Raw genomic sequence first — 25,001 nt, forward strand, 5'->3', positions numbered from 1 at the left:
ACCCTACTCGCTCAAGTTGAAATCAATCGGAACCAAGGCATAACCCGGTGCGGGCTGCCCACCCTTCGAACCTGGATTGAATCTCCAGTTCCTGACTGCCTCGATCGCGGCCTGGTCGAGCAGGCGCGAACCGCTGCTCCTCTGCACCGTGATCTCCTGCGGACTACCATCGACGCCGACCAGAACCTTGAGCAGGACCTTGCCCTGCTGGCGCTGGCGCAACGCCTGCGGCGGATACCGCGGCGGACGCAACTTACGGTAGCTGATGTTTTCGCTCGGCGCGATGTCGGCCGGCGGCGGCGGCGGCGCAGGCGGAGCCGGCGGCGGCGCAGGCACCGACATCGGCGAGGCTTCCTCGACGATCGGCGGCGCAGGCGGCGGCGGTGGCGCCTTCGGCGGCGGCTGGATCTTTTCCACGACCTTCGGCGGCGGCTTCTTCGGCGGCTCGGGCGGCGGCGGTGGTGGCGGCGGCGGTGGCGGCGGCGGCTCGATGAACTCGACCATGACCTTCTTGTCGACGGTCTTGTCCTTGAGCGGCGGCGGCGCAATCGGTGCCATCATCATCGCGAACGCGAAGGCGTGCAGGGCAAACGCGCAGGTGAAGGCAGTCACGCGCTGCCAACTGAACCGATTGCCGTCAGGTTGAGAAGTGTCTGCCATCAGTATTGACCAACGAGATAGAGTCCGAGCGGCCGCCCCCTGCGCTGCCCGGCTTCGACCCCTCGAGGTCCAGGCGGAAAAACGCAAGTCCGACACGGTACAACAGCGCGCACCAGTCCGACAAGCGGGTCGAACCTGGTTTGTGGGACTGGGCGCTTGCTGGCGGTCGGTTTCTAAAGCGGCGGAAATTGTCGCGACGATGGCAACGCGCCATCGCGCGCGACGGGGTCAGTTCTTCTTGCCGCGAGTGATCTTGACACCGGCCTTGATCGCCTTGAGGCGCTGGTCGGCCATCGTCTTGGCGCTCGGGTAGGTGGCAGCCTTCTGCCAGTCACTCTGCGCTGCGGCGCCTTGGCCGAGCTCGTTCTTGGCGTCGCCACGCAGCAGGTAGGTCTCGCCTTCCTGGCGCAAGCCGCCCTTGCTGAGGGCGCGATTGAACGCTTCGACCGCCTGGGCGGAATTGCCGGCGTAGTACTGCAGGTAACCGAGCTGGTAGTCGACGTTGCCATCCTTGGCCTGCGCCGATGCCTTGGTGTAGGCGTCGATCGCACAGGCATCGTCCTCGGCCTGCATGCACAGGTCACCCTGCAGCTTCCAGGTGTCGTAGTTGCCCTGCACGATGTTCTTGTCGAAACCTTCCTTGAGCGCCGCGGCGCCATCCTTGGGCTTGTCGGCCAGGGCATAGAGCTTGGCCAGTTGCAGGTAATCGTCGCTGGTGGTGATCAGGCCGTCGCTCTTGGCCTTGGCCAGCACCTGCAGCGCCTGATCGGGCTTGTCGGCCTGGATGTAGATCTGCGAGAGCTGGTTGAGCAGCTTCTTGTTGCCGGGGTCCTTCTGCAGCTGCGCCTTCACGATCGCGGCGGCCTCATCGAACTGGTTGAGCTCGAAGTAGCTGCCCATGAGGATCTGCATCCAGCTGTCGTTGGGCTTGTCGCTCATCGCCAGCGCTTTCTTCATCGTGTCGACCGCGTCCTGGAACTTGTCGACGCGGTAATAGGCATTGGCCTTGAGCGCCAGTTCGTCGGCCGTCTGCGCGCCCGATTGCTTCTCCCAGTCGGCCAGCGTGGCGATCGCGTCCTCGTACTTCTCGCTCTGCAGCTGGCTTTGCGCCAGGCGATACATGAGGTCGAACTGGGTGTTGTTGGGCAGCGCATTCAATTCCAGCGCCTTGCGGTACTCGGCGATCGCATCGTCGGGCTTGTCGGCATTCCAATGGATGCCGCCGAGCAGCTCGTGGGCGAAGGCCTGCGCATAGGGGCTGGCCTTGGCGTTGCCGAGCACCTTCTCGACATAGGGCTGGGCCTGGCTGTCCTTGCCGTCATTGAGCAGGTCGGCCGCCTTGTTGAGTGCGGTCTGGTCGCTCGGCGACATCGACACCTTGGGTTCCTGGCGCGTCGAGTGCGGGTACTTGTTTTCGGGCTTCTTCGCCTCACGCGCGAAGGTCGTTGCCGAAAACGCCATGCACAGGGCGCACAACGCCACCACGATCAGGTTCCACCGTTTCATGCCTTCACCTTGCTTGTACGAAAGATATCGTCGATCGACGCCGACGCCGACGCCAGCGTACCGCCGCGCTGGCAAGACACACAAGCGCGGCGCGGCCCGATCGATGCTGCCGTGCAACATGAGGACGCCCGCGTGGTGCGGACAAATGGCCGTTCAGACGTCCAGATTGGCCACGCGCAGCGCATTGTGCTCGATGAACTCGCGACGCGGCTCGACCACATCGCCCATCAGCGTCGAGAAGATCTGGTCGGCGGCGACCGCATCCTCGATGCTGACCTGCAACAAACGGCGCGTCTCCGGGTTGACCGTGGTTTCCCACAGCTGCTCGGGATTCATTTCGCCCAGACCCTTGAAGCGCTGGATCGTGCGGCCCCGCTTGGCTTCGTCCATGAGCCAGTCGAAGACCTGGCCGAAATTGACGACGCCGCGACTCTTGCCGCCACGCCGTACCAGTGCGCCCGGCTGGATCAGGCTGGCCGCCTGCGCCGCGGCTTCACGCAGCGGCTTGAACTCGCCCGAACCGAGCAGGCTGGCCGGCAGCAGCTGGGTATGGCGCAGGCCATGCTGGTCGCGGTCGACCACCAGCGCCGGACCATGCTCGCCACTGGCAGGCTGGACGCGCAGCGCATAGCGCGGCTTGCCCAGCCCCGATGCCGCCAGCGATGCCGCGAGCCGCGCAAGCCAGGCGTCGAGCGCCGCGGTGTCGGTCCAGGTCGAGGCGTCCTGGGGCGCGTCGAGCAGTGCGCGCAGCAGTCCCTCGTCGTAGCGGAACGACAGTCGCTCGATCTGGTCGAGCGCGGCGCGCCAGGTCGTCATCAATCCTTCCAGGCCGGCGCCGTTGACGGCCGGCGCATCGGGCACATAGGCGAGTTCGGCGCCATCGATCGCGCTGGCGATCAGGTACTCGTTGAGCGCGGCATCGTCCTTGAGGTAGAGCTCCTGCTTGCCCTGCTTGAGCTTGTACAGCGGCGGCAGGCCGATGTAGACGTGGCCGCGCTCGATCAGGGCGGGCATCTGCCGGTAGAAGAATGTCAGCAGCAAGGTGCGGATGTGCGAGCCGTCCACATCGGCATCGGTCATGATGATGATGTGGTGGTAGCGCAGCTTGTCGATGTTGAACTCGTCCTTGCCGATGCCGGTGCCCAGCGCGGTGATGAGGGTGCCCACTTCCGCCGAGCCGAGCATGCGATCGAAGCGCGCGCGCTCGACGTTGAGGATCTTGCCCTTGAGCGGCAGGATGGCCTGGTTCTTGCGGTTGCGGCCCTGCTTGGCCGAGCCACCAGCCGAGTCGCCCTCGACGATGAACAGCTCCGACAGCGCCGGATCACGCTCCTGGCAATCCGCCAGCTTGCCGGGCAGGCCGGCGATGTCGAGCGCGCCCTTGCGGCGCGTCATCTCGCGCGCCTTGCGCGCGGCCTCGCGGGCGCGCGCGGCATCGACCACCTTGGCCGAGATCGCGCGCGCCTCGGCGGGATTCTCGAGCAGGTATTCATCGAGCTTTTCGTTGACGATGCCCTCGACGATGCCCTTGACCTCGCTGGAGACGAGCTTGTCCTTGGTCTGCGAGGAGAACTTGGGATCGTGCACCTTGACCGACAGCACCGCGATGAGACCCTCGCGCATGTCGTCGCCCGACAGCGCCACCTTGGCCGTCTTCTGCAGACCCGCCTTCTCGATGTAGCTCGACAGGGTCCGCGTCAGCGCGCCGCGGAAACCGGCCAGATGGGTGCCGCCGTCACGCTGCGGGATGTTGTTGGTGTAGCAGAACACGGTTTCCTGATAGGCATCGGTCCACTGCATGGCCACCTCGACCGTGGTGCCCTCGTGCTGCGCCGAAAAATGGATGACCTTGGCGTGCAGCGGGGTCTTGAGCTGGGCCAGATGCTCGACGAAGGAGCGGATTCCGCCCTCGTACTGGAACACGTCGCGCCGATCGGCGCGTTTGTCCACCAGCTCGATCTTGACGCCGGAATTGAGGAACGACAGCTCGCGCAGGCGCTTGGCCAGCACCTCGTAATGGAACTCGATGTTGGAGAAGGTCTTGCTGCTGGGGTGGAAGCGCACGGTCGTGCCGCGCTTGCTGCTTGGCCCCACCACCTTGAGCGGATACAGCGGCTCACCGTCGGCGTATTCCTGCTGATGTTCGTTGCCGTCGCGGTGGATCGTCAGCAACAGGTGGTCCGACAGCGCGTTGACCACCGACACGCCCACGCCGTGCAGGCCACCGGACACCTTGTAGCTGTTGTCGTCAAACTTGCCGCCGGCGTGCAGCACGGTCATCACCACCTCGGCCGCCGAGCGCCCCTCGTCCGCCTGGATGCCGACCGGAATGCCGCGGCCGTTGTCGGCGACGCTCACCGAGCCGTCGTTGTGGATCGTCACGATGACGTGGTCGCAATAGCCCGCCAGGGCTTCGTCGATCGAGTTGTCGACGACTTCGAACACCATGTGGTGCAGGCCAGTGCCGTCATCGGTGTCGCCGATGTACATGCCGGGGCGCTTGCGCACGGCCTCAAGACCTTTCAAGACCTTGATTTTACTTGAATCGTACTGGTCGCTCATGGGTTCTCCGCGCAGCTGCAGGCACGGTGCAGTGCAAGTTGTCGATTATAGCAGTCGTTGCGCAGTGGCCTGTTCCACGTGGAACACGGCGACCGTTTCGGCGCGCCGCGTGAGCAGGTCGATTGGCTCGGTTGCCGTCACGAGAACCTGGGAACCACTGCGCTCGACCATGTCGAGCACCCGCCGCAGATGGGCCTGGTCGATTTCGGACGCGACGTCATCGAGACACAGCACGGGCCGCTGCCGTCGATGGCTCGCGGCATGGCAACCGGCCTGGGCCATCAGCAACGCGAAGGCGGCGAGCTTTTCCTGCCCGCGTGACCAGTGTTCACGACTCGGCGCGCGCTCGAAGCTCAGGCTCCAGTCGGCTCGATGCGGACCGCGCGTGGTGTGGCCGCGCTCGCGGTCCCTGCCCTGGCGCCGCTCGAGCTCATCGAGCAAGGGCTGGCTCAGATCGTGCCCCGCGCTGAACGACAGCCGCGCCGGTCCCAGTTCGGCCAACAGGTCGTCGAGCAACGGTTCGGCCGCCTGGGCCAGCACCGTGAAGTAACGCTGGCGCATCGCCGACAAGGGTTCACCGCTGCGCGCCAACTCGTGGTTCCAGGCCGCCAGTTCCGCATCGCTGGCTGCTGCTCGCAGCAGCGCGTTGCGTTGGCGCAAGGCGCGCTGGTAGCGCGACCAGACTGGCAGCAGCTCGTGTTCCACGTGGAACACGCCCCAATCGAGGAAGCGGCGGCGCCCTTCGGACCCACCACCGAGCAGCTCGTGCGAGCCCGGCTCGAAGCACAGCACCGCGGTCTGCCGCATGAGCTCGCCGACGGGAACGGTCTGCCCGGCGACGCGAGCCTGCAGGCGCCCACTGTCGCGCGCGATGCCGACGCCGAATGCGAGCTCGCCAAGCTCGATGTCGCCGTAGACCGAATAGCCGGCGCAGCCGGCGCGCACCAGTGCGTCGTGACTGGCGCTGCGGAATGATCGTCCGTGCGACAGCAGGCAGGCCGCTTCGAGGATCGTCGTCTTGCCGGCGCCGTTGCCGCCGGTGAACAGGTTCCACCCCGGCGCAAGTTCCAGGTCGAGGCTTTCGAACAGCCTCAGGTTGGCCAGCCGCAGCCGGGTCAGGATCACGGCCGGCGGCGCCGGTCAGGGCGCAGCCCCGTCACAGCCGCAGCGGCATCACCACGTGGCGCGTGTCGTCGGAATCGGGCTTGCGCAACAGGCAGCTCGACTGGCCGTCGCGCAAGCACAGCAGCACTTCCTCGGATTGGAGCGCGCCGAGCGCATCGAGCAGGTAATTGACGTTGAAGCCGACGTTGAGCTCGGCCACGCCGGTGCGCGCCTCGATCTCCTCGACCGCCTCTTCCTGCTCCGGGTTGTGGGCCACGATGCGCAATCGATTGGGCGACACCTCGAGCTTGACGCCGCGGTATTTCTCGTTGGACAGGATCGCTGCGCGCTGCAGTGAGGCGCGCAGTTCGTCGCGCTGCACGCGCACTTCCTTGTCGGCACCGATCGGAATCACCGCCTCGTAGTCGGGGAATCGGCCATCGATGAGCTTGGAGGTGAAGGTGACGTCGTTGCGCCGCACGCGCAGGTGATTGCGCGCGAACTCGAGCTCGATCGCGGTCTCACCGGCTTCGAACAATCCCTGCAGTTCGCCGATGCCCTTGCGCGGCACGATGACCTGGCGCGGTGCACTGACCTTGCTCTCGAAGCGCGTCTCCGCCATCGCCAGCCGGTGGCCGTCGGTGGCCACGCAGCGCAGGCTGTGTTCGCGCAGGTCGAGCAGCATGCCATTGAGGTAGTAGCGCACATCCTGCTGCGCCATCGCGAACGCGGTGCGCTCCATCACTTCCTTGAGCGCCGCTTCGGACAGCGCCACCCGCTCCACCACCTCGATCGATTCGATGGTCGGGAACTCGGTGGCGGGGAGCGTCGCCAGCGTGAAGCGACTGCGCCCGGCGTTGACCACCACGCGCTCGCCGCTGCGCTCGAGCTTGATCTTGCAGCCATCGGGCAGCGCGCGGCAGATGTCGAACAACTTGCGCGCCGGGACCGTGGTTTCTCCGGCGACCAGATCGTCGGCCGCGGTCCGCGCGCACATTTCCACTTCCAGGTCGGTACCCGTCAGCGTGACGCCTTCGGTATCGACCACGAGCAGCAGGTTGGCCAGTACCGGCAGGGTCTGGCGACGTTCGACCACACCCACGACATGTTGCAACCGCTTGAGTAGGGTCTCTCTCTGGATGCTGAAGCGCATGGTCTGCCGTTCCTGTTTTTCTTTGATGTGGAGTAGTACGTGGTTGTGGGTCTTGTGGGCTACTCGAACAAGTCTTATTTTTATTTGTATATCAATAACTTGCTAAAACATGCGGCGCTGTGGAAACGCGCCTGCCGGCTGTGCGCGAATTGTGGATAACACGAGTGCCGCAAACTGTCCACAGACTGTCCCCGCGTTGCCAACACGGTTCAGCCCGTCAGTTGGCGGATCAGCTTGTCCCAGTCCTGCCGCAGCTTGCCGTCGCTCTCGCGCAGGTCGCGAACCGTGCGGCAGGCGTGCAGCACTGTCGTATGGTCGCGCCCTCCGAAAGCATCCCCGATCTCGGGCAGGCTGTGTTCGGTCAGTTCCTTGGCCAGCGTCATCGCCATCTGCCGTGGCCGCGCGATCGAACGGCTGCGGCGCTTGGACAACAGGTCGACAACGCGCATCTGGTAGTAGTCTGCCACGACCTTCTGGATGTTGGGGATCGAGATCGCCTGCGCATGCACCGTCAGCAGGTCGCGCAGCGTTTCCTGGGCAAATTCCTGCGTGATCGGCCGACCGACGAAGTTGGCGCGCGCGATCAGCGTGTTGAGCGCGCCTTCGAGGTCGCGCACATGCGAGCGCAACCGCTTGGCGATCAGCGCCGCCACCGATTCGGGCAGGTCGACACCCTTGCTCTGGGCCTTCGACAACAGGATCGCCGCCCGCGTCTCGAAATCGGGCGGCTCGATCGCCACCGACAGACCCCAACCCAGCCGCGATTTCAGACGCGGCTCGAGCTTGTCCACTTCCTTGGGGTAACGATCGCAAGTCAGGATGATCTGCTGCTTGCCTTCGAAGAGCGCGTTGAAGGTATGGAAGAACTCTTCCTGAGTGGTCTCCTTGCCCGCGAAGAACTGGATGTCGTCGATCAGCAGCGCATCGACCGAGCGGAAGCGGCGCTTGAAGCCGTCCATGTTCTTCTGCTGCAGCGCGCGCACCATGCCCGACACGAAATCCTCCGAATGCAGGTACAGGATCTTCATGTCGGGGCGGTTGGCACGCATGAGGTTGCCGGCCGCGTGCATGAGATGGGTCTTGCCCAGGCCGGTGCCGCCATACAGCAGCAGCGGGTTGTAGGCGCGGCCGGGGTTCTGCGCCACCTGCATCGCGGCGGCCTTGCCGAGCTGGTTGGACTTGCCCTCGACGAAGGTCTCGAAGGTGTAGTGCTCGTTGAGTTTGGAATCCTCGTTGCGCTCGGCGCTGCGCGGGCGCGGCTCGGCGCGCGTGGCCGCCACCTGGCGCGTGCCCAGGCGCAGTTCCACCGCAACCGGTGCCCCCGCCAGTTGTGCCAGGATCTCCTGCACCGGCGCCAGGAAGCGCTCGCGCACGGTGTCGAGCGTGTAGGGATTGGGGGCCCACAAGGTCAGCGCCTCAGCGTCCTGCGCGGCCTGCAACGGCGCCAGGTAGGTGTGGATGTCGTCGGCGCTCAACTGCGCTTCGAGCCGCGCGAGGCAGCGCTGCCAAAGTTCACTCATGTCGAATCGGGGTCCGGATGCGCTCCGCGCCGAAGCAGGCGGATGGACCATGCAGCATAGCAGTGTGGACAACTTGTGCAGAACTCGCGGCCAGCCAGCCGCAGCGGCCCTCGCGGCGCACCGCCCGGACCGCCCTGATGATCGGTCGCTTGACGCTGCGCCGCCAGAAACCTATGATTTGCACCCTTTTTTTCCAACGCAGCCACGACCATGGCCACCAAGCGCACTTACCAGCCCAGCAATCTCAAGCGCGTCCGCGACCACGGCTTCCGTGCCCGCATGAAGACCCGCGGCGGCCGCAAGGTCATCAACGCCCGTCGTGCCAAGGGCCGCAAGCGCCTGGCCGTCTGATTCAACCCTGCGCCGTGATCGCGTCAGCGCGCCACCCGCGTGCGGCGCGCCTGCTGACGCCACGCGACTTCGCCGCGCTCAAGAGCGGCAGCCGGCGTCTGAGCGGACCCCATCTCAGCGCCCAGGTCAAGGCCAATGCCGGCGGCGGCGCACGGCTCGGTCTGGCGGTGTCGCGGCGAGTCTCCAAGCTCGCCGTGCAGCGCAACCGCATCAAGCGCATCACGCGTGACAGCTTCCGTCGTCATCGCCACCTGCTCGGCGCCCGCGACATCCTCATCATCGCCAATCCGCCGGCCGCCGCCGCCGACAACGCGCGCCTGCATGCCGAGCTGCAACAGTTGTGGCAGCGCATTGCGGCGTTGAATGCGGGCGAAGCGACCGGCACAATGCGCGGCTGATCCGCGCGTCGCGAGGCGCCGCAGTCCGCTGTCCTGCTGCCGAGCTCCATCTGCCACGCTGCCATCGGGCGTCACTGGCGATGGTCGGTCGCTTCCCCATCGCCGCTAACCGACCGACATGACGAGCACCCGCAACATCCTCTTCATCGCCCTGCTGTTCATCATCTACCTGATGTGGATGCAGTGGGAGCAGGACTATCGCGCCCCAGCTCCTCCCGCGGCGACGGCGGGCACCGGCCAGGCCAGCAGCGTTGCCGCGACCGCCAACGGCGAGACACCAGTCGCCGGCACTGCGCCGCAGCCAGCCGCCATCCCACCCGACACCGGCAGCGCCGAGCCCGCCGAGCAGGCGCCGAGCGCCAGCGTCGTCGTCACCACCGATGTGCTGCGCGTAGAAATCGATCCGCGTGGCGGCAACATCGTGGTTGCCGACCTGCTCGCCTATCCGCTGCAACCCAAGCACCCCGAGCATCCGGTGCGCCTGCTCGACCGCGCCAACGCCACCTGGTTCGTGGCCCAGAGCGGCCTCATCGCCACCCAGGGCAGCAGCATGCCCGCCCCCGACCACACCGCCGCCTACACGGTCGACCGGCACGACTACACGCTCGGCAGCGCCGACAGCATCGATGTGCCGCTGGTGTGGCGCGACGCGGCCGGCCTCAGCGTGCGCAAGGTGTTCACGTTCCACCGCGGCAGCTACGTCATCGACCAGCGCGAGGAAATCAGCAACGACGGCAGCACGCCCTGGAGCGGCAATGCCTATCGCCAGTTGCAGCGCGTGCCGCCGATCATCGACGGCTCGGGCATCAAGGGTTACGCCAACATCGATCGCTACAGCTACGCGGGGGCGGCCATCTACAGCCCCGCCGACAAGTTCGAGAAGCTCAAGTTCGACCATTTCCTCAAGGAGCCGCTCAACAAGAACTTTGCCGGTGGCTGGGCGGCGATGCTGCAGCACTATTTCTTCGCCGCGTGGATTCCGCCGGCGCAGGAAACCGACACCTACACCACCAGCGAGATCAAGAGTCCCGCCGGCGCGCGCTATCTCGTGCGCGCGATGTCGCCGCTCATCACGGTCGCGCCCGGCCAGAGCCAGACCAGCAGCGCGCGCCTGTATGTCGGCCCCAAGTTGCAGGCCACGCTCGATCAGGTGGCGCCGGGCCTGGCGCTCACGGTCGACTATGGCGTGTTCACGATCATCGCCGACCCGCTGCATTGGCTGCTCACGAAACTGCACAAGCTCACCGGCAACTGGGGCCTGGCCATCATCCTGCTGGTGCTGCTGATCAAGGCGCTGTTCTTCAAGCTCAGCGAGGCGCAATACCGCTCGAGCGCCAAGATGCGCAAGCTGCAGCCACGCCTGGCGGCGCTCAAGGAACGCTATGGCGACGACCGCCAGAAATTCGCCGCCGCGCAGATGGAGCTGTTCCAGAAGGAAAAGGTCAACCCGCTGGCCGGCTGCCTGCCGATGCTGATCCAGATCCCGGTGTTCTTCGCCCTGTACTGGGTGCTGATCGAAAGCGTCGAGCTGCGCCAGGCGTCGTTCGTCGGTTGGCTGCACAACCTCAGCGCGCCCGATCCGTATTTTGTCCTGCCGGTGCTCAACGCCATCGTCATGGTCGCCACTCAGCACCTGACGCCGATGACGGGAATGGACCCGACCCAGGCCAAGATGATGAAGATCATGCCGGTCGTGTTCTCGGTGCTGTTCGCGTTCTTCCCGGCCGGCCTCGTGCTGTATTACGTCGTCAACGGCGGTCTGGGCCTGCTGCAGCAGTGGATCATCACGCGGCGCATCGAGCGCGGCGACAAGGCGGCCGCCGCCTGATGCCATGAGCGCCGCGAGCGACACGATCGCGGCGATCGCCACTGCGCCGGGCGGTGCCGGCGTCGGCGTGCTGCGCATCTCCGGTCCGCGCGCACTCGCCATCGCCCAGGCCCTGCTCGGCCGCATGCCGCGCGAACGCCACGCGCACGTCGCGAGTTTCCGCGACGCCACCGGCGAACTCATCGACCGCGGTCTGCTGCTGGCGTTTGCGCAGCCGCGCTCCTACACCGGCGAGGACGTGGTCGAACTGCAGGCGCACGGCAACCCCATCGTGCTGCAGGCGCTGCTCGCACGCGTGATCGAGCTCGGCGCGCGCGCGGCGCGGCCAGGCGAGTTCACGCAACGGGCCTTCCTCAACGGCAAGCTCGACCTGGCCCAGGCCGAAGCGGTGGCCGATCTCATCGCCAGCACTTCGCTGGCCGCAGCGCGCGCGGCGCAACGCAGCCTCGACGGCGAGTTCTCGCGGCGCGCCAACGCGCTCACCAGCGCGCTCGTGCGTCTGCGCAGCTGGATCGAGGCCACCATCGACTTCTCCGACGAGGACATCGACTTCCTCGCCGATGCCGCCCTCACGGCCGAGCTGGCCGCACTGCGCGACGCGCTCACCGACCTGCTCGCAGCGGCGCAGCGCGGCCAACGTCTCGTCGATGGCCTGCATGTCGTCATCGTCGGCGCGCCGAACGTCGGCAAGTCGAGCCTGCTCAATGCGCTCGCCGCGAGCGAACGCGCCATCGTCACCGACATCGCCGGCACCACGCGCGACGTGCTGCGCGAGTCGATCGAACTCGACGGCATCGCCCTGACCCTGGCCGACACTGCAGGCTTGCGCGACACCGCCGATGTGGTCGAACGCGAAGGCGTGCGCCGCGCCGAGGCCGAACTGCAACGCGCCGATCTTGCGATCGTCATGCTCGATGCCGACAGCACGCAGACGCCGCCGGCGCTGCCCGCGGCACTGCCGCGCCTCGTCGTCCACAACAAGATCGATCTTGGTGGACAAGGCAGGGCGCGCCTCGAGCCGCACGCGAATGGCAACCACCTCTACCTGTCGGTACGCAGCGGCGAAGGCCTCGACCTGCTGCGCGCCGAACTGCGTCGACACGCCGGTGTCGGCGACGCCAGCGCCGGCACCTTCAGCGCGCGCGCCCGCCACGTCGAGGCACTGCGGCGCGCCGAGTGCGCGCTCGACGCCGCGCAGCAGGCCCTGCACGAGGGCCATGCCGAACTGGCCGCCGAGGAACTGCGCCAGGCCCAGCACGCGATCGGCGAGATCACGGGGGAATTCACCAGTGATGATCTGCTCGGCGCGATCTTCGCTGCGTTCTGCATCGGCAAGTGAGCACGATGTCAGCGCAGCTGGCGCGGTGCTTCCCTGATCGCCTTGCATCGGCGCCGCAACGGAGACTCGAATTGGCGAGCATCCGTTTGTGGCACTCGGCCCGGTGGTCCTGGAGGGCGAGCCCAGCGGTGCCACGCCGATGTCGATGGTGCGGATGCTGGCGCGGGCGCTCCCAGCCGCGCTGTTTCGCCGCTTCTCCGTGTTGCGCAGTCGAGAACCCCGGCCGCGGAGCCGCGCAGCGCGGATGCGGCAGCGGCGCTTGGCCAGCAGCAGGATGAGGCGCAGCCGCCGGCCGCTTGCCATCGGCGCGCGCGCTTGCCGCTATGATCGGCGCTTCGCCCAGCCGGAGCCCTGCGCATGAGTCTGATCGCCCGTTTGCTGCGTCACAAGTCGGTCGAGCAGTTGCAGGCCGAGATCGGCTCGCGCCACGACTTTCGCCGCGTGCTCGGCGTATGGCAGCTCACGGCGATCGGCATCGGCGGCATCATCGGCGTGGGCGTGTTCGTGCTGGCGGGGCAGCAGGCGGCACTCAACGCCGGGCCGGCGGTTGCGCTGTCCTTCATCATCGCGGGCATCGCCAGTGCGGCGGCGGCGCTGTGCTACGCCGAGTTCGCGGGGCTCATCCCGGTTACCGGTAGCGCCTATACCTACAGCTACGCCACGCTCGGTGAGCTCATCGCCTGGCTGATCGGTTGGGACCTGTTGCTCGAATATGCGCTGATCGTGGCGGTGGTCGCGATCGGCTGGTCGGGCTACGTGCAAGCCTTCCTGTCGAGCATCGGTATCACGCTGCCGGTATGGGCACAGGGCGCGATCGGTACCGGTGAGGGACGCGTGTTCAACGTGATCGCGGCGGCGATCACGTTGGCGGTGGCGGCACTGCTGATCTTCCGCACCGAATGGGGCGCGCGCTTCAACACGTTCGTGGTCGCGGTCAAGGTCGCCGCGGTGTTGCTCGTGCTTGGCGTGGGCGTGTTCTATGTCAATCCGGCCAATTGGCACCCGTTCATCCCCGAGCGTGTGATCGGCGCCGACGGCGTCGCCCATTTCGGTTATCAGGGCGTTGTCACGGCGGCCGCCGTGGTGTTCTTCGCCGTGTTCGGCTACGACACCCTGACCACCGCGGCCGAAGAATCGAAGAACCCGCAGCGCGACCTGCCGCGCGCAGTGCTGCTGTCGCTCGGCATCTCGATGGCGATGTACCTGGCGGTGTCGATGGTGCTGACCGGCATCGCCCATTATTCGACGCTGCATACCGATGCGCCGGTGGCCGATGCGTTCAAGGGGCTGGGCCTGCACTGGGTCGCGGCGACGATTTCCGCTGCTGCGGTGTTCGGCCTCATCAGCGTGCTGTTTGCCTTCATGCTCGGCGCCGCGCGGATCTGGTTCGCGCTTTCGCGCGATGGCCTGCTGCCGGGCTGGTTCGCCAAGCCGCATCCACGCTACGGCACGCCGCACCGGCCCACGCTCGCGCTCGGCGTATTCACCGCGGTGGTGGCCGGGCTGTTTCCGCTCGACGAAGTGGCCAAGCTCGTCAACATCGGCGTGCTGTCGGCCTTCATCGTGATCTGCGCTTCGGTGATCCTGCTGCGCATCCGCAAGCCGCAGCTGCAGCGCGCGTTCCGCACGCCATGGGTGCCGTTCGTCCCGTTGCTCGGCATCCTGTTCTCGATCTGGCTGCTGACTGAGCTGGCCGCGGTGACCTGGCTCGTGTTCCTCGTGTGGGTGTGCCTGGGGCTGATCGTCTACTTCGGCTATGGTCTGCGGCACAGCAAGCTCGCCGATGGCACCTGACGCGCCTGCGGGACGCATCGCGGTCCGGATTTCGCAACTCGTTCAAACGCCAGCGTCGGCACGCGCGGATGCGTCAAATCCTCAGTCATCAGCGCGACTGGCGTATGGATGGCGCGTTGGGTGTTACTACGCGTTGTGCGTCAAACGAAGCCTGTCTGCTGGTTAAAGGCGCAGCGTCGACGCGATTGCGCGGTGGCAGGTGCGGCAGCAAGCGGCGCCGCAATTCCATGTGGCGCCAAGTCCCCCCGAGCAGCAGCCATGGCAAGTCAGATGCGGCTGACCAATAGGTATTTCTTGGCACGCGTAGCCGCAACATGTAGCAAACAGCGCTCGCTGGTCAGGTTATCGAGCATGACTCCAGCGTCTTCTTCTTCACCGTACTCTCTGGCGTAGTGCTCAGGCGTGCGATAGCCCGCCAAGATCACGGCATCGAACTCAAGACCCTTGACACGATGCATGGTGGCCACGCGTACGCCGGCCTTGTCCTGATCGTCGGGCGTACCGCGATCGAGCTTGAGCGTCTCCCGCCCAGTGGAATGCAACCACTGGGCGTACTCGTTTGCTTCGGCGTTGGTCCTCGTGACCAGGCAGACGTTTCGCATCGGGATTCCGTCGGCCTTCAGCCGCTCGAGAACCGTCTCGATGACCCGCCGCTCGTCGGCGCGCGAAGAGCTGCTTGCCAGTTCGGGCGCCGGGCCGTGTGACAAGGAGTGATATCCGACGAGCGTGTCCGGCTGCCCATCCAGGTCGTCGATCGTGCAGTTGGCCAGCTGGGCGACCGCCCACTTCCTGATTTCGTCGGTGGTTCGATAATTCACTCGAAGCTTGCGGCTTCGGCCTCGGACATCGATTCCCATGCGCGATAGCGCCACCTTGTGACGGTAAATCCGTTGATGTGCGTCACCGACTATGAACAGGTCGTTCGGACCCTCCGGAACGGCGGCTCGCAGCAGTGCCATGGCCTGGGGGCTCAGGTCCTGGCCCTCGTCAACCACAATCGAGCTGATGCTCAACGACATTCCTTTCTGTTGCAGAATCGCCAGCGCATCGCGATAAGCCTCTTCGGGCTCCCGCAGATTGGCACTTCTCAGTTGCGCCCGGTACTCGGCAAACACCGGCCACAACCCTCGGCGCGCTGAGCGGCTCAGCTGGCGGCCACGACCCACGCGGCTGGCGCGCAGGTAGTCGTCCACGGACTCGCACCCCTGCGGCAGGATGACGCGCTCGAATTCCGCCTGATAGAAGGGATCCGGGAACTGCGCATCGTCCGGCTTGCGCGTCAACGCACGTTCCCACAACTCACGACGCTTGGAGCCGTCAAACAGCAGCTCGTGCCGGTAGCCCGCACGACGCAATACCGATAGCGCCCACTGGTCGATGTTCGCCACCACGATCTTTTCTCGTTCGGCCGGCGTGGTGATGGTGGCGATCTGCGATCGGACGTCGTCGGCAAGAGTCCGGGTGAATGTGGTGAACAGCACCGGCTTGCCTGGCACATCCATGAACTTGCGCGCCAGCCAGACGGCCCGATGCATGGCGGCCACGGTCTTGCCCGTTCCTGCGCCGCCAAGCACACGCACTGGCCCATTCCAGTCGCGCTCAACCAGCTTGCGCTGGGATGGATGCAGGAAGACGCGCCAACGCGCCAGTGGCTCGGCCAGGATGCCTTCCAGATCGAGGTCGTCGGTGATCACGACGAAGTGACGCTTGCTGCCATCGCGCTCCAACGCGCCGGCAAAATCCTCGGGATCGACCTGAACCGGTGCTTCGCGTTCCCGCACCAACGATTCGTACGACTCCCCGGCAGCGAAGAAGTACAGCGCCTCGAACGCATCGTCCGGCAATCTGGCCTGACTAGCCTCAAGCTCCTCTGCCGTGACGATCGACCGGACCTGCTGCAGCTGCTCTTGCGGCACGCCCAGGCGTAGCAACTCGCGATCCTTCAAGCTGGCAAAGAGGCCTTCCGGACCTGTCTGATCCTTCACCGGTGTCATGGACTGGCCATGACTGGACTCCAGTACCTGGATCGTGCCGATCTCGGGATGGATCGCGACCTTATGCCGGCGCGCCCATTCGTAGGCATCGTCGTGCTTGTCGACCCACAGCAGGCAATAGACATCGCCCTGGTTCGGCTTGAGCACGATGCCGCGGTAGTCGATACTGATCCGGACCGAGCGCATGCGCGAATCCGCCGCATCGTTGATTTTCTCGTAGTTGATTCCTGGCGACATCGGGTTCTGCCGGAATGTCGCCATGAACTTCACAACCGATTGCTGGCGGTCGCGCGGGATCGCGGCAAACGCGCGAAGGAAATCATCGGATAGCGCCACTTTGACTGTTTTCTGCATCATCGTGTCCTTATTTCAGCATGCCGATAAGGTCACCCGAATCCGCGACCTGGCCCATCACCAGCACCCGCCATCCGGCGGCCTCGAAAACATCACGACCGATGCCATCGGTCAGAACCGCCACCCTGCGATCCGGCCAGGCAAGCTCCGCTTGTGCGACCACCCTGTCGGCGTCGTCCAACAGTTCGTACCCAACGATCGGACAGCTGGCCCCGGCCTCCAAGGCGAGCTGCAACAAACTCTCGGCTTCTGGCAGCACGTCGGCCATGGCTGCTTCCCATTCGGGAGCCATCTGGTCGAGCCTTCGGTAGGCCGGCGCTGCATCGAGCGCGCCGAGGACCGCTCCGGAGTCGGCGGACATCCAGGTGCTGGCGAGTGGCAGCAGCAGGTTGGCCGCATGCCACCACTGCTGCCAGAAACGTCGGCGTTGTGCATCATCGACGGTGGGCATGTCTGCCCAGCGCAGCACCACCAGTGGCTGTATTTCGCGCGCAGCCGGCTTACCCGCAAACGGCTGCAGATCGCTCCGTCGCATCTGGACCCCGATGTCGATCTGTCCCGGCTCCGATGTCCAACGCCGCCCCAGATCGGCTCCGTCCATCCAGGAGAACGTCTCAATGGCCTGGAGCGCGAGCGCCGCACGGGAGTTTCGCAACTGCTGGAACTCCGTTGCAATCAGCTGCTGGGCGCCAAGGCGCAACGTCAGGACCGCTGCGAGTCGAATCATTGCGTCATCGGTGGTGGCCAGGCGCCCAGAGATACGCGCATGTAGTTGCTCGAAAGCCGTCAGTGCATGAAACGACCTAAGCCCTTCGGTGTTGAACAAGGCATACGTCGGTCCGGAGTCCCGGCCGGCACCAGAGGGTGGCAACGCCTGGGCCCAGAGCGTCTCCGGTACTTCGCTTCCCGGTTCGAGCACGGTGGCGATATCGTCAGCGGTCATCGACCACACGCTGAACTTGCCGCTCCTGGCCACCGCCATCCGCTTGGCGATGTCGTCTCCAATTCGGTCCTTGTGGAATCGCCAGCCATCAAGGAACACCGCAATCGGCACGATGCCGTCGACATTCTGCGGCCACAGCACGAAATCCGGTTTGCATGGGATGACGACGCCCCGATCCGGTCCCAGTTCAACCTGGGGTTCCACCGTCCACACGCGTTCACCGGCCTGCAGGGAGTATCCCGGCTTTCCCCGAACGATCTCGTCACGCACCTCGAAGCGCGCCGAGCCGTCGGCGGGCTTGCGGCGCAGCGCTTCGATGAAGCGGCGCTCCAACTCACTGTCGAACAGACTGTTCTTCGCAACCGCCTCGCCAATCGTGGCGACAGCCTTCAGCTCTGCTTGGTGCCCAAGGATCTCCTGGAGCAAGCCCACCGCAGCACGTCGCGATACATGCTTGCGCTCGGAGCTGTTGTGATAGCCATAGAGGCAACGGTAGCAACCGTCCCGGGTTTCATCCGCCGCACAGTGGCACCCTTGCAGTTCCACGAGTGCAAGCCGTAACACCTCGAAAAGTGGCGCGGGGTCACGCATCAACTCCTTCAGATAGCCCGTACCGCCGGGGACGCTGTCATAGATCACCAGGTACTGGCGTGGGGATTCTTCGCCCTGGGCCAGACGGATGTCGCGGGCGATGCGCAGATGATCAACCGATCCCCGGAATCGTCGTTCCAGCCCCATCTGCAATGCCGCAATGAAGGAGTGGACGCTCTCATCGGAGCCGCCGAAGCGCGTCTCCGGAAGGAACAGCCGAATCCCCTCACTGTCGAACTCGCGGTAAAGGAACACGCACTCCTGGACGGCGTGCGACTCATCCTTGCGCTTTGAACAATACAGCGCGTGGTTCTTCCAAGCGTCTTCGCGGCGCCGATTGCGCTGCAACGTCCCGCATTCGGCACAGATCCGGAACCCCGGCTTGCGCATGTCGTTGCCGGCGATCTGGATCGGTTCGCCTTCGCCCGTCTGTTGACCGAAGTTCACCTCGCGGAACTGCACTCGCTCCAGAAATTCGAATGCGAAGGGAAGGTTGTCGTCTTCCACTGCCCAAGCCTGCCGCACGGCTCCTGGCGGCACGTCCAGCAATGCCTGGTGGACGTAGAACTTGCGATCACGGTCATCGGCGTCGTCGCCAATCCGGCTGTTGCTGTCGTAGGTACGGGCGTACACCTTGCTGAGGCGCAACATGGTCTGCACCCGCCCGGCATCGCTCCACATGGGGTCAGCGCACCGTGGGCAAGCGGCCAAGGGTTCGGCTGCCGTCTCGGGCGCGCTGAACGAGCAACTGCGACAGAAGCGCCACTTCTGTGGCTTGTCCCGCGCAACGTCGACCTGTTCGATGGTGACCTTGCGCCCCTCCGCATAGAACACGTTTTCCGGAGCGAGCTCCGTGATCGCGCTGGCGCCAGGGCGTTCGTACTCGAACGTCAATACCCGTTGCTCGGCCGACGCGGCGAGCTTCTTGTCATCGCGGATGATCACCGAGTGCAGCAAGACGCCCTGCTCGGGGAACGCATAGTTGGGCAACAAACCTTCGTCGGTCAGGAACTGGAGCGTGTCACGCGACTCGATGTCGGCCAACAACCGGGTGAGGGCAGCCTTTTCCACCCTGAGCTCCCGCAACTCCTCTTCATCCGACTCCCCGCGCGCGTCGAGCCCCTCGATGCGGGTGATCTCGGCCTCGATCCGGGTCCGTCGACGCTTCAGATCGTCAACATCGCGAATAACAGCAAAGGCGCGATTGAGCACCTTCCATGGCAGGGATCCGGTTTGCGCGGAGCCACCATCAATGAACCGTCGCAGATAGTCTTCGCTGTCGTTCGTAAGCGGTGTGCTCCCCTGCCGGAACAGCTCGATGAAGCCATCGATGAGCGTTGCCCGATTCTGTTGCAGGTAATCCAGCCACGGATGCGGGAACTTCGACTGGGTCTGGTTGCGGACTGCGGAGAGCGCGTCACCGAGTCGGGCCGGAATCTTCGCGCCTTCGCCACGCTCGCGCACCCAGTTGTCCAGCGAGAACGCTGCCAGTTGGCGCTCGAGCACGGCGGAAGCGTTGAGGAACACGCCAGGCGAATCCACGTGTCCGGCCAGCATCTCGCGTGGGCTGGCCCAGAAGTACAGATCGTGCGGGCGACCCGCAGCCACTGTTCCCGTGAACGCATTGCCAGTCTTGCGCCCCGCACGGCCCGCCCGCTGCAGGTAGTTGGCTTGCGCCGGCGGAACCGAGCACATCAGCACCGCCGACAGGTCCCCGATGTCGATGCCCATTTCCAGCGTCGGGGTGGCCGACAGCACGTTGACCTTGCCGCTCTTGAAGTCGGCTTCGACTTGTTCGCGAGTGGCACGATCCAGCAGGCCGGTGTGCTCGCGCGCTCGTATCCGCTGCACGTCGGCCGACAGGTAAAGCTCGCGATAAAACTGCGGAACTTCGTCGGTCTGCAGACGGTACTGCCCTCGACAAGCCAGGCGCCGACACGGCGTGCCATCCAGCGCGGCATCGAGGTGATCCATGACCGCGTTGCGGCAGTGATCGCAGCGCCACTCCGCCGCCGCATCCAACAGGTGCAGCGACTGTGGCCGCAGCCCCCACACCAGCGTGCCTGGGCGCTCGGCCTCCAGGGACTCGGTGACGCCGACATCTTCCAGCGCCTGCAGTGAGATCCGGTAGATGTCGGCCAGGACCGAATCGTCGAGCAGAGCCTGGGCGGCGAGACCTTGGAGTGCCTTGAACGCCCAGTCGCGATAGAACCCGGCGTCGCCACCAGTCACCGGATCGCAGTCGTTGTAGGGCAACAGCGAAAGGAACCGGGGCCGGCGCGGCGTATTCAACATCGCGTACTCGGCCGGGTTGTTCGCCCGGTAGACGAAGATATTGCAGCCGTGACGCGCGTAGGCCTGCAGGAATTCGTCCCACAATGCCCCCACGCGCCGCATGCGGGCCAGCAACCCCTGAAGAAACACCGCTGCCTCGCCATCGGTCACCGAACGCAGCGCATCGACCTTTTCGCGCAACACGGCTGCCGCGGTCGACGCTGCCTTTGCGAGCACGTGTGCGTCGATCGCCGCTGCGGCCGTACGCGTACGCGGCAAGGTGCGCCCCACGTGGGCGTCCTGGGCAAACTCGCCCAGCATCGCCCAGGTCAGACCGCGGCGAACCAGTTGCTGCAGGTAATTCCCTTCGGGTAGCACGTCGTCATGCAACAACTTGTCGTAATCGCGTAGCCAGGCGATGGACGGCGGCAGGAACATCTTGATGTAGTCCTTTTCCCCCAGCTTGGCCCGCCATTCCCGCTCGAATGCTTCCGGCAGCGTGGCCAACGTCAGCGGCGCGCCGCTGGCCACCGCTGCGTGAATCACCTGCGCCATCGCCGGCCGCAGATTCATCCGCCAGGTACGCGCTTCGAAGAAGCCGGCACGGTGCGCCGCATCCTGCACGGAGTCCGAGAAGGCGATCAGCTTCTTGTCGCCGTTGTAGGAACTGCCGAACAACTGCCCCACGCTCACGCTGGCCAGGCTGGCCGCCTGCGCACCGACGATGGTCAGGGTCCGTTCGCCATCGCAATACGGGCAGTCGTGGTGGGACTTGGTGAAGGGCGCGCCGTTGCGCCGACCTTGGCGCTGATTGGCGGCCAAGTCGATCGCCAGCAGTGCTTTCGATCCGCAGTGATTGCAGTCCTGCGCCTCGCGCGGATTGAGCGTGCCGCATTCACTGCAGGCCTGCTTGCGCTCCAATTTCTTCGGATCGATGGGCGACTCGCCCATGGCGGGAAACAGGAAACGCGTACCGAGATCCAGCCCGAAGAAGGCGCGATAGAAACCCTGCAAGTCCGCCTTGAGGCGATTCCTTTCCGTGGGGCTGACCACCGCGCCCCAGCCCATGACGTGACAGTCACGGCAGTGGATCAGCGGCAGATGGACGCCGGCATCATTACCAGGCAGGTCGTCCGAATGCACCAACTGCGGCCGATCGGACACGCTGGCGACCATGCGCCGCAGCTCGCGCAGCCACAACTCCACGCGCACCGAGAGAAACGGCCGGCGATGGCCGCTGTCGTCGCGGGATTCCGCCGCATGCGAGACGAGGGCCAGCAAGCTGAGCAGCCAGCGCCGCGGAAAGTCTCCCGGTGCCGCCGCGCGGTCACGCAGCCGGGCCGAGATGGCGTCTTCCAGGTCGGCCAGTGCCACCGCCTTGCCGCCAAGGCGGTGCAGATCGCGCAACAGGTTCTGGAAGGCAACGTGCTGCTTCAACCGCGCACCAAGGCGCACCTGGAACTGCACGTCCTGCGGATCCACCTCGCCATCGGCTTCGAACCAGAGCCCGTACTGCTCCGCGATGTATTCGCTCGCGTCGCGCTTGCCCTGCGCCAGACGTGGGTAGTCGGCGGCGGTGGGCATGCGCATGAACTCGACCGCATCGTTGGCCAGATACTCGGCCACCGACTCACGATCCTCGCCAATCACGGCGTGGTCGTCGAAGATCTCGCCGAACACGTCACCGGCAAAGGCGAGCAGGCGCTCCTGTCCTTCCGTGCCAAGCGTGGCCGAAGTCCCCACGCAGGCCAGCACGCCTGGCGGCGTGCGCAAGCGGGCCTTGAGCCGGCGGATCAGGCACGCAAGGTCGGTACCCTGCGCGCCGTCGAACGTGTGCAGCTCGTCCACAACGAGGAAGCGGAGCGTATCGGGTGTGTTGTGCCGCCACAGCACCGAGTCGCGAGCGCGAATCAGCAGAAAATCGAGCATCTTGTAGTTGGTCAACAAGATGTCCGGCGGTTCTTCGCGCAGGCGATCGCGCTCGGTGATCACGGTATAGCGGCCATCGTCCAACTGGCGCACCGTGGTGCTCTTCTCGCCCGGTTCGTCGCCCACGTACAGCCCGGCACTGATGCCTGCGAATGCCGGGCGCGTCAGAATCTCCCTGGCCAGTCGGCTGGCCTGGTCGGTAGCCAGCGCGTTCATCGGGTAGATCAGGATCGCCTTGATGCCACGTTTGCCTGCGGCCCGCTGCTGTCGGCAGTGCTCCAGCACCGGGTAGAGGAAACACTCGGTCTTGCCCGATCCGGTGCCTGTCGCGATCAGCGTTGACTTCGCTTCGTCACCCACCAGCCGCTCGAAAGCGCGTGCCTGATGCGCATGCGGGACGAAACCCTTATCCAGCCAGTCGAACACCGGCTTGCCCGCGTACTTGCGGAACGGCAGGCCGATACTGACATACGGCCCCTGCGCCAGCTTGCCCGGCGTGGCGAGGAAATCCGCCATCACCGTTTCGAATCCGGGCGTGGTCGCCGGGAAGGTCGTGGCCAGGAAATCCGCGACGCCCTGGCGTACCTGTTCGGCGACGATCAATGGCTGCATGTCATTTACGCTCCCCTGCCGACTGGAATCCCGGATAGGCAAACGCCCCGGCAATCCTGGCGCAATCGCCATCGCTCACCCCGGCCGCACGCGCGATGGCGAACCATTGCGATTGCACCGTCGCCCGCATCGCCTCGACAACCTCCGCCGCATCATCGTGGCGCAGGCCAAAGCGCGCCGATTGAGAGAGCAGGTTTTCCGCCGTGGCGGCCCGGCCGAAGTCCCCGACCGTCAGCGCCAGGTCGCGGCGCTCGATACTCACCTGTGGGTTGGGCGTCAGGTCATAGACCGGCGACAAACCCCAGTGACGATCCCGTGCCAGCAAGGCGTGGTTGCGCGGATGGTCGTCGTTGTTGGAGATCAGTGCGTTGAAGCACATCCGCCGGAACAGTTCCTGCGCATCCTTTTCCGCCTGCAGGCAAGTGCGCCGCACCTCCTCGACCAATAGCAGATACGACCAGCGCGGACGGTCGTGGTAGCCCTCGTCGGCGCGCAGCAGGCTCAGGGCGCTGACCATGCGATGACGCAGGTAACCACCATCCGCCTTGTCGCGGTCGAAGCGGCGCACCAGCAGCACATCACGCCCGGCAACAGACACCACCTTGCTTTGCGCCACCTCCAGACCACACCGGGCGGCCAGGCGCAGCATGGCGTGTTCCACCCGCGCCATGTTCCAGCGATCATCCTTGAGGTTGAACTTGGCCAGCCACAGCGCCCCGTCGTCTTCGACCACCACTTTCGGGCGGGCGCCACCCATGGAGGTGCCGGCACGCAGCAACTCTGCGATCTGCGTGGTGGTCACATCGGCCACCCGCTCGCCCGCATCGAGCAAGGCTTCGGCAGTCTCCTGCAGCTTCGCCAGCTCCAGCGTCTGGTTGTATTCACGACGCGGAGCCGGTGGCTCGACGTTGAGGCCGAAGCCCAAGGCACCGGCACGATCATCGGCCGACTCCAGTAGATAACCGAGCTCGTCCGCCGGCGCCCTGCCCGCGTGACGTTCGATCACCAACCGCCCCCAGTAATCCGGCCCGGCATCGCGCAACACGCCGAACACGCCCTTGTGGTGCGTGGTCTGATATTCGCGCTCGCCCAGGCGCAGCTCCACCGGATCGAACTCCACCGCATCGTCGCGTTGCAGGTAGCGGCGGCCATAGACGAAGCGCCCCACCGGCACGCCATTGCGCCCAACCTCCAGCGCGAAGCGACCTGCGGTGACGGCTTGTACCTGTCCGGGTAGGGTGATGTAGACGAAGCACTCGCTCATGGCTGCGCTGCCCGTCCTTTAGAAATCATTGTCGAGCCGGCGCTTTGGCCGCGCACGTTCGCGGCCTTCAGCCAGGGCCAGGCCCACCTCGTCCGTACCCGGTGCGGCCAACTGGTCGGCCTGTTGCAACAAGCCATAGGCCCACAGCAACGCCGCGTACGTGGCAATCGCGGTAGCAGGCTTACCCCTCTCCGCATCGGCCACCGCGCGTGGGCCGGTGCCGATCTTCTCCGCCACCTGAGCCACGGTGAGATTGCGGCGCAGGCGGGCGGATTTCAGGTTCGCACCCAGCCGCTGCAAGGCCGATTCAACCTCGAGCGGGGGCGTGCTACGCAAGAGATTGGTCTTTGCCATTGGCTTTATATCGCCAGTTAATGTTTGTTATGAGCCTTATATAGCACCTCATGGTTGAGGGCAAGGAATGCGCAGACTCATGGGTGGTAGATCATTTCCGACTGCTGGCCGGGAAAGCGGATTTGCGCCATCAGCCCGTCACCGTCGTCGCGGGTGCGACCGGTGGATTCACCGACCAGGCCTGCCTCGCGTGCCGGCTTTAGGGTGGCACGCTCGACGATGGGCACGTTGAACGGATCGTTCCTGGCTGGGAATTTTGCGATCCACTCCCCGCCATCGATCGTCACCACCGCCTTCGGCCGTGCGCCGCCCATGGAAGGGCCGCGGGCGAAGAACACCTCCATGTGTGCCGGCACCGGCTCGCCTTCCTCGACCCGCGCCGCGGCATCCAGCAGATGGCGCAGGTCGAGGCCTGCACCTGCAAGCCCTGCTCGATCATCGTCAGGCGTCCGGCCGGAACGGCTTCGGTCT

At 65.5% G+C, this 25,001-nt stretch carries 17 protein-coding genes; 6 read left to right on the top strand and 11 right to left on the bottom strand.

What is annotated here, in order from left to right; genetic code table 11:
* Positions 1 to 3: 3 nt before the first annotated feature.
* On the bottom strand, positions 4 to 342 hold the full coding sequence (locus KF903_RS13020) for an energy transducer TonB (protein WP_291215662.1): 339 nt from the start codon (positions 340 to 342) through the stop codon (positions 4 to 6).
* On the opposite strand from KF903_RS13020, the gene KF903_RS13025 reads away from it, so the two are divergent.
* Positions 266 to 646, top strand: a complete 381-nt coding sequence (locus KF903_RS13025; RefSeq protein ID WP_291215664.1) for a hypothetical protein — start codon at positions 266 to 268, stop codon at positions 644 to 646. The two genes, KF903_RS13020 and KF903_RS13025, sit on opposite strands and share 77 nt — an antisense overlap.
* Before the next feature lie 242 nt (positions 647 to 888).
* On the opposite strand, the gene KF903_RS13030 is transcribed toward KF903_RS13025, so the two are convergent.
* The 5 genes from KF903_RS13030 to dnaA form a co-directional block, all read right to left on the bottom strand.
* Positions 889 to 2,166: a tetratricopeptide repeat protein gene (locus KF903_RS13030; RefSeq protein WP_291215592.1), complete on the bottom strand. Its 1,278-nt coding sequence runs from the start codon at positions 2,164 to 2,166 to the stop codon at positions 889 to 891.
* Positions 2,167 to 2,319: 153 nt separating this feature from the next.
* Positions 2,320 to 4,728 (bottom strand): DNA topoisomerase (ATP-hydrolyzing) subunit B, encoded by a 2,409-nt coding sequence (gene gyrB, locus KF903_RS13035; RefSeq protein WP_291215594.1) that lies wholly within the window; start codon positions 4,726 to 4,728, stop codon positions 2,320 to 2,322.
* A gap of 45 nt (positions 4,729 to 4,773) precedes the next feature.
* Positions 4,774 to 5,853 (bottom strand): DNA replication/repair protein RecF, encoded by a 1,080-nt coding sequence (recF, locus tag KF903_RS13040; protein WP_291215597.1) that lies wholly within the window; start codon positions 5,851 to 5,853, stop codon positions 4,774 to 4,776.
* A gap of 31 nt (positions 5,854 to 5,884) precedes the next feature.
* Entirely contained in the window at positions 5,885 to 6,985 is a 1,101-nt protein-coding gene (gene dnaN / locus KF903_RS13045; protein WP_291215600.1) for a DNA polymerase III subunit beta, read from the bottom strand.
* A gap of 209 nt (positions 6,986 to 7,194) precedes the next feature.
* A complete protein-coding gene (dnaA, locus tag KF903_RS13050) occupies positions 7,195 to 8,505 on the bottom strand; it encodes a chromosomal replication initiator protein DnaA (RefSeq protein WP_291215603.1) in 1,311 nt (436 codons plus the stop codon).
* Positions 8,506 to 8,715: 210 nt separating this feature from the next.
* Between dnaA and rpmH the strand changes: the two genes are divergently transcribed.
* The 5 genes from rpmH to KF903_RS13075 all read left to right on the top strand — a co-directional run bounded on the left by rpmH (position 8,716) and on the right by KF903_RS13075 (position 14,215).
* Positions 8,716 to 8,856, top strand: coding sequence for a 50S ribosomal protein L34 (gene rpmH / locus KF903_RS13055; protein ID WP_131993844.1), 141 nt, complete (start codon positions 8,716 to 8,718; stop codon positions 8,854 to 8,856).
* 14 nt (positions 8,857 to 8,870) lie between these two features.
* The gene (gene rnpA / locus KF903_RS13060) at positions 8,871 to 9,254 is read left to right on the top strand and encodes a ribonuclease P protein component (RefSeq protein WP_291215606.1); all 384 of its coding nucleotides are present in this window, start codon (positions 8,871 to 8,873) and stop codon (positions 9,252 to 9,254) included.
* A 118-nt stretch (positions 9,255 to 9,372) separates the two neighbouring features.
* Complete coding sequence (gene yidC / locus KF903_RS13065) at positions 9,373 to 11,082, top strand: membrane protein insertase YidC (RefSeq protein WP_291215608.1); 1,710 nt, start codon at positions 9,373 to 9,375, stop codon at positions 11,080 to 11,082.
* Between the two features lie 4 nt (positions 11,083 to 11,086).
* Positions 11,087 to 12,421, top strand: a complete 1,335-nt coding sequence (mnmE, locus tag KF903_RS13070; RefSeq protein ID WP_291215610.1) for a tRNA uridine-5-carboxymethylaminomethyl(34) synthesis GTPase MnmE — start codon at positions 11,087 to 11,089, stop codon at positions 12,419 to 12,421.
* A 357-nt stretch (positions 12,422 to 12,778) separates the two neighbouring features.
* The gene (locus tag KF903_RS13075) at positions 12,779 to 14,215 is read left to right on the top strand and encodes an amino acid permease (RefSeq protein ID WP_291215612.1); all 1,437 of its coding nucleotides are present in this window, start codon (positions 12,779 to 12,781) and stop codon (positions 14,213 to 14,215) included.
* A 266-nt stretch (positions 14,216 to 14,481) separates the two neighbouring features.
* On the opposite strand, the gene KF903_RS13080 is transcribed toward KF903_RS13075, so the two are convergent.
* The 5 genes from KF903_RS13080 to KF903_RS13100 form a co-directional block, all read right to left on the bottom strand.
* Positions 14,482 to 16,563, bottom strand: coding sequence for a UvrD-helicase domain-containing protein (locus tag KF903_RS13080; protein WP_291215614.1), 2,082 nt, complete (start codon positions 16,561 to 16,563; stop codon positions 14,482 to 14,484).
* Between the two features lie 10 nt (positions 16,564 to 16,573).
* Positions 16,574 to 22,912: a DEAD/DEAH box helicase gene (locus KF903_RS13085; RefSeq protein ID WP_291215616.1), complete on the bottom strand. Its 6,339-nt coding sequence runs from the start codon at positions 22,910 to 22,912 to the stop codon at positions 16,574 to 16,576.
* 1 nt (position 22,913) lies between these two features.
* A complete protein-coding gene (locus KF903_RS13090) occupies positions 22,914 to 24,176 on the bottom strand; it encodes a HipA domain-containing protein (RefSeq protein ID WP_291215619.1) in 1,263 nt (420 codons plus the stop codon).
* 18 nt (positions 24,177 to 24,194) lie between these two features.
* Positions 24,195 to 24,530: a helix-turn-helix transcriptional regulator gene (locus KF903_RS13095; RefSeq protein WP_291215621.1), complete on the bottom strand. Its 336-nt coding sequence runs from the start codon at positions 24,528 to 24,530 to the stop codon at positions 24,195 to 24,197.
* Positions 24,531 to 24,607: 77 nt separating this feature from the next.
* The gene (locus KF903_RS13100) at positions 24,608 to 24,874 is read right to left on the bottom strand and encodes a hypothetical protein (protein WP_291215624.1); all 267 of its coding nucleotides are present in this window, start codon (positions 24,872 to 24,874) and stop codon (positions 24,608 to 24,610) included.
* Positions 24,875 to 25,001: the final 127 nt, after the last annotated feature.

Origin of the sequence: Dokdonella sp., assembly GCF_019634845.1 — a bacterium.
Classification (GTDB): domain Bacteria; phylum Pseudomonadota; class Gammaproteobacteria; order Xanthomonadales; family Rhodanobacteraceae; genus Dokdonella_A.